This is a genomic window from Curtobacterium sp. C2H10 (genome assembly GCF_025407985.1).
Lineage (GTDB): Bacteria > Actinomycetota > Actinomycetes > Actinomycetales > Microbacteriaceae > Curtobacterium.
The window spans coordinates 1-6,689 of record NZ_JABXGF010000086.1 but is presented as its reverse complement, the minus strand read 5'-3'; the positions used below and the strand labels follow the sequence as shown (position 1 = coordinate 6,689).

The 6,689-nt window shown below is 70.8% G+C and carries 8 protein-coding genes; all 8 read left to right on the top strand.

Going from position 1 to position 6,689, the window contains the following annotated elements; all coding sequences use genetic code 11:
* Positions 1-191, top strand: a 191-nt coding sequence (locus HWD93_RS17950) for a hypothetical protein (RefSeq protein WP_261647553.1), incomplete at its 5' end; no start/stop codon positions are given.
* 294 nt (positions 192-485) lie between these two features.
* Positions 486-1,388, top strand: a complete 903-nt coding sequence (gene rapZ / locus HWD93_RS17945; protein WP_070416211.1) for an RNase adapter RapZ — start codon at positions 486-488, stop codon at positions 1,386-1,388.
* A gap of 75 nt (positions 1,389-1,463) precedes the next feature.
* Complete coding sequence (whiA, locus tag HWD93_RS17940; protein WP_070416210.1) at positions 1,464-2,444, top strand: DNA-binding protein WhiA; 981 nt, start codon at positions 1,464-1,466, stop codon at positions 2,442-2,444.
* 258 nt (positions 2,445-2,702) lie between these two features.
* A complete protein-coding gene (gene gap / locus HWD93_RS17935; protein WP_070416209.1) occupies positions 2,703-3,707 on the top strand; it encodes a type I glyceraldehyde-3-phosphate dehydrogenase in 1,005 nt (334 codons plus the stop codon).
* A 3-nt stretch (positions 3,708-3,710) separates the two neighbouring features.
* The gene (pgk, locus tag HWD93_RS17930) at positions 3,711-4,928 is read left to right on the top strand and encodes a phosphoglycerate kinase (RefSeq protein WP_071296303.1); all 1,218 of its coding nucleotides are present in this window, start codon (positions 3,711-3,713) and stop codon (positions 4,926-4,928) included.
* Positions 4,925-5,704, top strand: coding sequence for a triose-phosphate isomerase (gene tpiA / locus HWD93_RS17925; RefSeq protein ID WP_306577614.1), 780 nt, complete (start codon positions 4,925-4,927; stop codon positions 5,702-5,704). Before pgk ends, tpiA begins: the two co-directional genes overlap by 4 nt.
* A gap of 119 nt (positions 5,705-5,823) precedes the next feature.
* Positions 5,824-6,075 (top strand): preprotein translocase subunit SecG, encoded by a 252-nt coding sequence (gene secG / locus HWD93_RS17920; protein WP_056124375.1) that lies wholly within the window; start codon positions 5,824-5,826, stop codon positions 6,073-6,075.
* A gap of 3 nt (positions 6,076-6,078) precedes the next feature.
* Positions 6,079-6,438, top strand: a complete 360-nt coding sequence (locus HWD93_RS17915; protein WP_070416207.1) for an RNA polymerase-binding protein RbpA — start codon at positions 6,079-6,081, stop codon at positions 6,436-6,438.
* Positions 6,439-6,689 lie beyond the last annotated feature (251 nt).

Genomic DNA, 6,689 nt, shown 5'->3' with positions numbered 1-6,689 from the left:
CTCCCGACGGGGCCGGTGCGCCGGACACGGCGATCGAACCCGGCAGCGCCAGCGCGGCCGACGCAGCCGGCGAACCGGGCACCGCCAGCGCGCCCGACCTGGCAGCCGCCACACAGGCGGCCGCCACCCGCTCCGGAGGACCGGCCCGGCTCCCCGAGGTGACCGACGACGGCCCGCACCTGCCCGCATGACGCACACCGCGCTTCCCGTGCGGCCGACGGACGGACCGCACCCGACCGACGGACCGCACCCGACGGACGGACAGGACCCGACCGACGGGCCACACCCGACCGACGGGCCACACCCGACCGACGGGCCACACCCGACCGACGGGCCACACCCGACCGACGGGCCACGGCCGACGGACGGACCGCACCCGACCGGATGACGCACCCCGAGCCCGGCGTCCGGGCGATACCCTTGTCCCGCAGCCGAGACCTCCCCGGGCGACGCGCCCGGGCCGCCACGACGGAGCCCACTCCCAGATGACCGACAGCGTCCCAGCGCCGACACGATCGCCGCAGCAGCACGACATCCTCATCGTCACCGGCATGTCCGGGGCCGGTCGTTCGACGGTGGGGAAGGCGCTCGAGGACCTCGGCTGGTACGTCGTCGACAACCTCCCGACGCAGATGCTCGCGCCGCTCACCGAGCTCGCGGACCGTGCCGGTGAGAAGATCCCCAAGATCGCCACGGTGGTCGACGTCCGCGGCGGCCGGTTCTTCACCGACCCCGAGCAGGCGGTCGAGCAGGTGCGCAAGAGTGCCTCGGCCCGGGTCCGGGTGCTGTTCCTCGAGGCGACGGACGCGGTCCTCGTGCGGCGCTTCGAGCAGGTGCGGCGGCCACACCCGCTCCAGGGTGAGGACACGCTCCTCGACGGCATCGGCCGCGAACGCAGTCGGCTCGCTGCCCTGCGCGAGGCATCGGACCTCGTCATCGACACCTCCGACCTGAACATCCACCAACTCGCGAACGCCGTGACCGAGCAGTTCGCCGACGACCACTTCACGGGTGTCCAGGTGACCCTGATGAGCTTCGGGTTCAAGTACGGACTGCCCGCCGACGCCGACATGGTGGCCGACGTCCGGTTCCTGCCGAACCCCTACTGGGTCCCGGAACTCCGCCCGCACACGGGCCTCGACCGACCCGTCTCGGACTACGTCCTGGCCCAGCCCGGAGCCCGCACGTTCGTCGAGCGCTACGCCGACGTCCTCGAGCCGGTGTTCGAGGGGTACCAGCGCGAGAACAAAAGACACGCTACGATCGCCATCGGCTGTACCGGCGGCAAGCACCGTTCGGTCGCCATCGTCGCCGAGCTGGCGAACCTCCTCCGCGGGATGCCCGACGTCGCCGTGCGTGTGAAGAACCGAGACCTCGGCCGAGAGTGACCGTCCCTCCGGCCGCTCCACACGACGTGCGCCGGGCACGCGGACCCCACCAGAAGAAACGTTAGGAATGATGCTGTGCCGTTGACTGCCGAGGTCAAGGACGAACTGGCCCGGGTCGTCGTGAACCGCAACACGGTCCGCGCTGCCGAGCTCGCGACCATCCTGCGGTTCGCGGGTGGCCTGCACGTCATCTCGGGCCGGATCGCCGTCGAGGTCGAACTCGACACCCGGATCATCGTGCACCGCGTGCGCAAGGACCTCGCGGAGCTGTACGGCGTGCGGAGCGAGGCGTCGGTGGGGTCGTCCGCGTCCGCCCGTCGTGGCACCCGGTACCTCGTGCGCGTGCTCGAGGCGGGGGAGACCCTCGCCCGGCAGACGGGCCTCATGGACGCCCGCCGCCGCCCGGTGCGCGGTCTGCCGAACCGGCTCACCACCGGCAACCGCGAGGACCTCGCCGCGATCTGGCGTGGAGCGTTCCTCGCCGCCGGCACCCTGACCGACCCCGGTCGTGCCGCCGCACTCGAGGTCACCTGCCCCGGCAACGAGGCCGCGATGGCCCTGGTCGGCGCTGCGTCGCGGCTCGGCATCGCGGCGAAGGGCCGTGAGGTCCGCGGCGTGCACCGCGTGGTCATCCGCGACGGCGAGGCCATCGGCCAGATGCTGACCGTGATGGGCGCCGCCCGCACCACCGCCGACTGGGAGGAGATGCGCCAGCGCCGCGAGGTCCGTGCCACCGCCAACCGTCTCGTCAACTTCGACGACGCGAACCTCCGTCGCTCCGCGCAGGCCGCCGTCGCCGCGTGCGCGCGGGTCGAGCGTGCGCTCGAGATCCTCGGCGACGAGGTCCCCGACCACCTGCAGTACGCCGGCTCGCTGCGGCTGCAGCACCGCGACGCGTCGCTCGACGAGCTCGGCCAGCACGCGGACCCGCCGATGACGAAGGACGCCATCGCCGGGCGCATCCGCCGCCTCCTCGCGATGGCCGACAAGCGCGCGTCCGACCTCGGGATCCCGGGGACCGAAGCGAGCGTTCCCGAGGAGCTCGAAGGGGCCTGATCGACGGGCGTGACGACGTTCCGGACGGGAGGCGCGGTGCCAGCTGGCACCGCGCCTCCCGTCCGTCGTCGGGGTGGTCCAGGGCGGCGCTCGCGACCGTCCGGACGGACCGTCATCCCGCGCGGTCTGGCAGAGTCCGACTGCTAGGGTCGTTACGGCGACGTTACGGGGCGTATCGTCCACCACACGTGGGCCCGAAGGGCCACACGACTCCGAAAGCAGCGCCCCCCGGGCGCTCCACACCCACCAGGAGATCCATTGACCGTCAAGATCGGTATCAACGGCTTCGGCCGCATCGGCCGTAACTTCTTCCGGGCCGCACTGGCCAAGGGCAGCGACCTCGAGATCGTGGCGGTGAACGACCTCACCGACAACGCGTCCCTCGCGAACCTGCTGAAGTTCGACTCCATCACCGGCAAGCTCCCGGCGACGGTCGAGCTCGACGGCGACAACATCGTGGTCGACGGCAAGGCGATCAAGGTCCTCGCGGAGCGCGACCCCGCCAACCTCCCCTGGGGCGAGCTGGGTGTCGACATCGTCATCGAGTCGACCGGTTTCTTCACGAAGGCCGCCGATGCGCAGAAGCACATCGACGCCGGTGCCAAGAAGGTCATCATCTCCGCCCCGGCCACGGGTGACGACGTCACCATCGTGCTCGGCGTGAACGAGGACCAGTACGACCCCGCGAACCACAACATCATCTCGAACGCGTCCTGCACCACGAACAGCCTCGCGCCGCTCGCCAAGGTGTTCCACGACAAGTTCGGCATCGAGCGCGGTCTCATGACCACGGTCCACGCCTACACCGCCGACCAGAACCTCCAGGACGGCCCGCACAAGGACCCGCGTCGTGCGCGTGCCGCCGCCCTGAACATCGTCCCGACCTCCACGGGTGCGGCGAAGGCCATCGGCCTCGTCCTGCCGGAGCTCGCCGGCAAGCTCGACGGCTTCGCGCTCCGCGTCCCGGTGCCGACCGGCTCGATCACCGACCTCACCCTCGAGACCAAGTCCGAGGTCACCGTCGACGAGATCAACGCCGCCTACAAGGAGGCAGCCGAGGGCCCGCTCAAGGGCATCCTGCTCTACAGCGAGGACCCGCTGGTGTCGACCGACATCACCACGGACCCGCACTCCTCGATCTACGACTCCGGCCTGACCAAGGTCATCGGCGGCCTCGTGAAGATCACCTCGTGGTACGACAACGAGTGGGGCTACTCGAACCGCCTCGTCGACCTCACCGAGTACGTGGGCGAGCGCCTCTAACCCATGGCACTCCGCACCCTCGAGGACCTCGGCGACCTCGCCGGCAAGCGTGTCGTCGTCCGTTGTGACCTCAACGTCCCGCTCAAGGACGGCGTGATCACGGACGACGGCCGCGTGCGCGCGTCGCTGACCACCCTGAACACCCTCATCAACGCCGGCGCCCGCGTCATCGTGATCTCCCACCTGGGCCGCCCCGACGGCGAGCCCAAGCCGGAGTTCTCGCTCGCGCCGGTGGCCCAGCGGCTCTCCGAGCTGCTCGGCAAAGAGGTCACGTTCGTCGGCGAGACCGTCGGCGACGAAGCGACCGCGGCCGCCGGGGAACTCGGGGACGGCGACGTCCTGCTGCTCGAGAACCTCCGGTTCAACCCGGAGGAGACCTCGAAGGACGCTGCCGTGCGCAGTGGCTTCGCGGACCGCATCGCCGCCCTCGGGGACGCCTTCGTGTCCGACGGCTTCGGTGTCGTGCACCGCAAGCAGGCCTCGGTGTACGAGCTCGCGTCCGCGCTGCCCAGCGCAGCGGGGTCGCTCATCGAGACCGAGCTCGGCGTGCTCGAACGCCTCACGACGACGCCGGAACGGCCGTACACGGTCGTGCTCGGCGGGTCGAAGGTCAGCGACAAGCTCGGTGTCATCGACCACCTCCTGCCGCAGGTGGACACGCTCTGCATCGGTGGCGGCATGCTCTTCACGTTCCTCGCGGCCCAGGGCCACGGGGTCGCGAAGTCGCTGCTCGAGGCCGACCAGCTCGACGTCGTCCGCGAGTACCTCTCGCGGGCGAAGGAGCTCGGCGTGACGATCGACCTGCCGACGGACGTCGTCGTGGCGTCCGGGTTCGCGGCCGACGCGTCGCACGAGACCGTCGCCGCGGACGCGATCGAGTCGTCGTCCTTCGGGGCGGACGGCATCGGCCTGGACATCGGCCCGGAGACGGCGGCGCGGTTCGCGTCCGCGGTGTCCTCGTCGAAGACCGTGTTCTGGAACGGCCCGATGGGCGTGTTCGAGTTCCCGGCCTTCGCCGCCGGCACGAAGACCGTCGCGCAGGCCCTGACCGAGGTCGACGGCCTCGGTGTGGTCGGCGGTGGCGACTCCGCCGCGGCCGTCCGGTCGCTCGGCTTCTCGGACGACCAGTTCGGGCACATCTCGACCGGTGGCGGTGCGAGCCTCGAGTTCCTCGAGGGCAAGTCGCTCCCCGGTCTCGAAGCACTGGGGTGGTCGCGATGACCCGGACGCCGTTGATCGCGGGCAATTGGAAGATGAACCTGGACCACCTCCAGGCCATCGCCACCGTGCAGAAGCTCGCGTGGACGCTGAAGGACGCACGCCACGACTTCGACGACGTCGAGGTCGCGGTCTTCCCGCCCTTCACCGACCTCCGCAGCGTGCAGACGCTCATCTCGGCTGACAAGCTCCCGATCCGCTTCGGCGCGCAGGACCTGTCCCGGTACGACTCGGGCGCCTACACGGGCGACGTGTCCGGGGCGTTCCTCGCCGCACTCGACGCGCAGTACGTCATCGTCGGACACTCCGAGCGGCGCACGCTGCACGCGGAGACCGACGAGGTCGTCGCCGCGAAGACCGCCGCGGCCGTCAAGCACGGTCTCGTGCCGGTGGTCTGCGTCGGCGAGACCGGCGAGCAGCGCGAGGAGTGCGGCGCCGGTGTCGTGCCGGTCGAGCAGCTGCAGGTCGTCCTCGGCGCAGTGCAGCCCTCCGAGATCGTCGTGGCGTACGAGCCGGTCTGGGCGATCGGCTCCGGCCAGGCCGCGACCGCCGAGCAGGCGCAGGACGAATGCGCTGCGATCCGTCGCGGGATCGCTGCAGCCTGGGGCGACGAGGCAGCCGCGGCGACGCGGGTGCTCTACGGCGGCTCGGTGAAGTCGGGCAACATCGCCGGCTTCCTGCGCGAGCCCGACATCGACGGCGCGCTCGTCGGTGGCGCCTCCCTCGACGTGCAGGAGTTCGCGGCCATCGCGCGCTTCCGGCAGCACGTCGGACTCTGACCCACCGGACACAGGCCGGTCGCCATCGTGCGGCCGGCCTGTGCCACGCCCAGCCCGGGGACCTCGGCCGACCACCTGGCCGGTATACTCGGATGGCTGACTGACACGAAAGGTACGTCGTGGCGATTCTCTCCGTCGTGCTGCAGGTCCTGCTCGCGATAACGAGCCTCCTGCTCACGCTCCTCATCCTGCTGCACAAGGGCCGCGGTGGCGGCCTCTCCGACATGTTCGGCGGCGGCGTGACGAGCAACCTCGGGGCGTCCGGCGTCGCCGAGCGCAACCTCAACCGCATCACGGTGATCCTCGGTCTCCTCTGGATCGTGTCGATCATCGTGCTCGGTCTCATCAACAAGTTCACGGCGGGGAGCTGATCCATGGCATCCGGAGGCAGTGCAATCCGGGGTTCGCGCGTCGGCGCGGGCCCGATGGGGGAGCAGGACCGCGGGGTCCAGGCCGAGCGTGTGGCGATCTCGTACTGGGACGCCCTCGGCAACGAGGTCGTGCGGTACTTCGCCGCCGGCCTCCCCGATGACGAGATCCCCGAGACGGTGGACTCGCCGTCGACCGGGCTCCCGGCTGGTCGCGACAAGGAGAACCCTCCTGTGGTCTCCAAGACCGAGCCGTACAAGACGCACCTCGCGTACGTGAAGGAGCGCCGCACCGAAGAAGAGGCGGCGCAGCTCCTCGAGGACGCGTTGCAGCAGCTCCGGCAGCGTCGCGGCACCGCGAAGTAGTCGCACGAGACGTCCGAAGGCCCCCGTACCGATCCGGTACGGGGGCCTTCGTGCGTGTGGTGGGTGCGCGGTGGACCGGCGAGGTCGCACGACGCGCCGCGCGGGCGCCGCCGAGGTCGCACGACATGCCGTGCGGGCGCCGTCGAGGTCGCACGACATGCCGTGCGGGCGCCGTCGAGGTCGCATGAAGCGCTGCTTCCGCACGCTGCGGGCGACACTTTGTGCGACCGAGGCGGCCGGGTGGCCGGGTG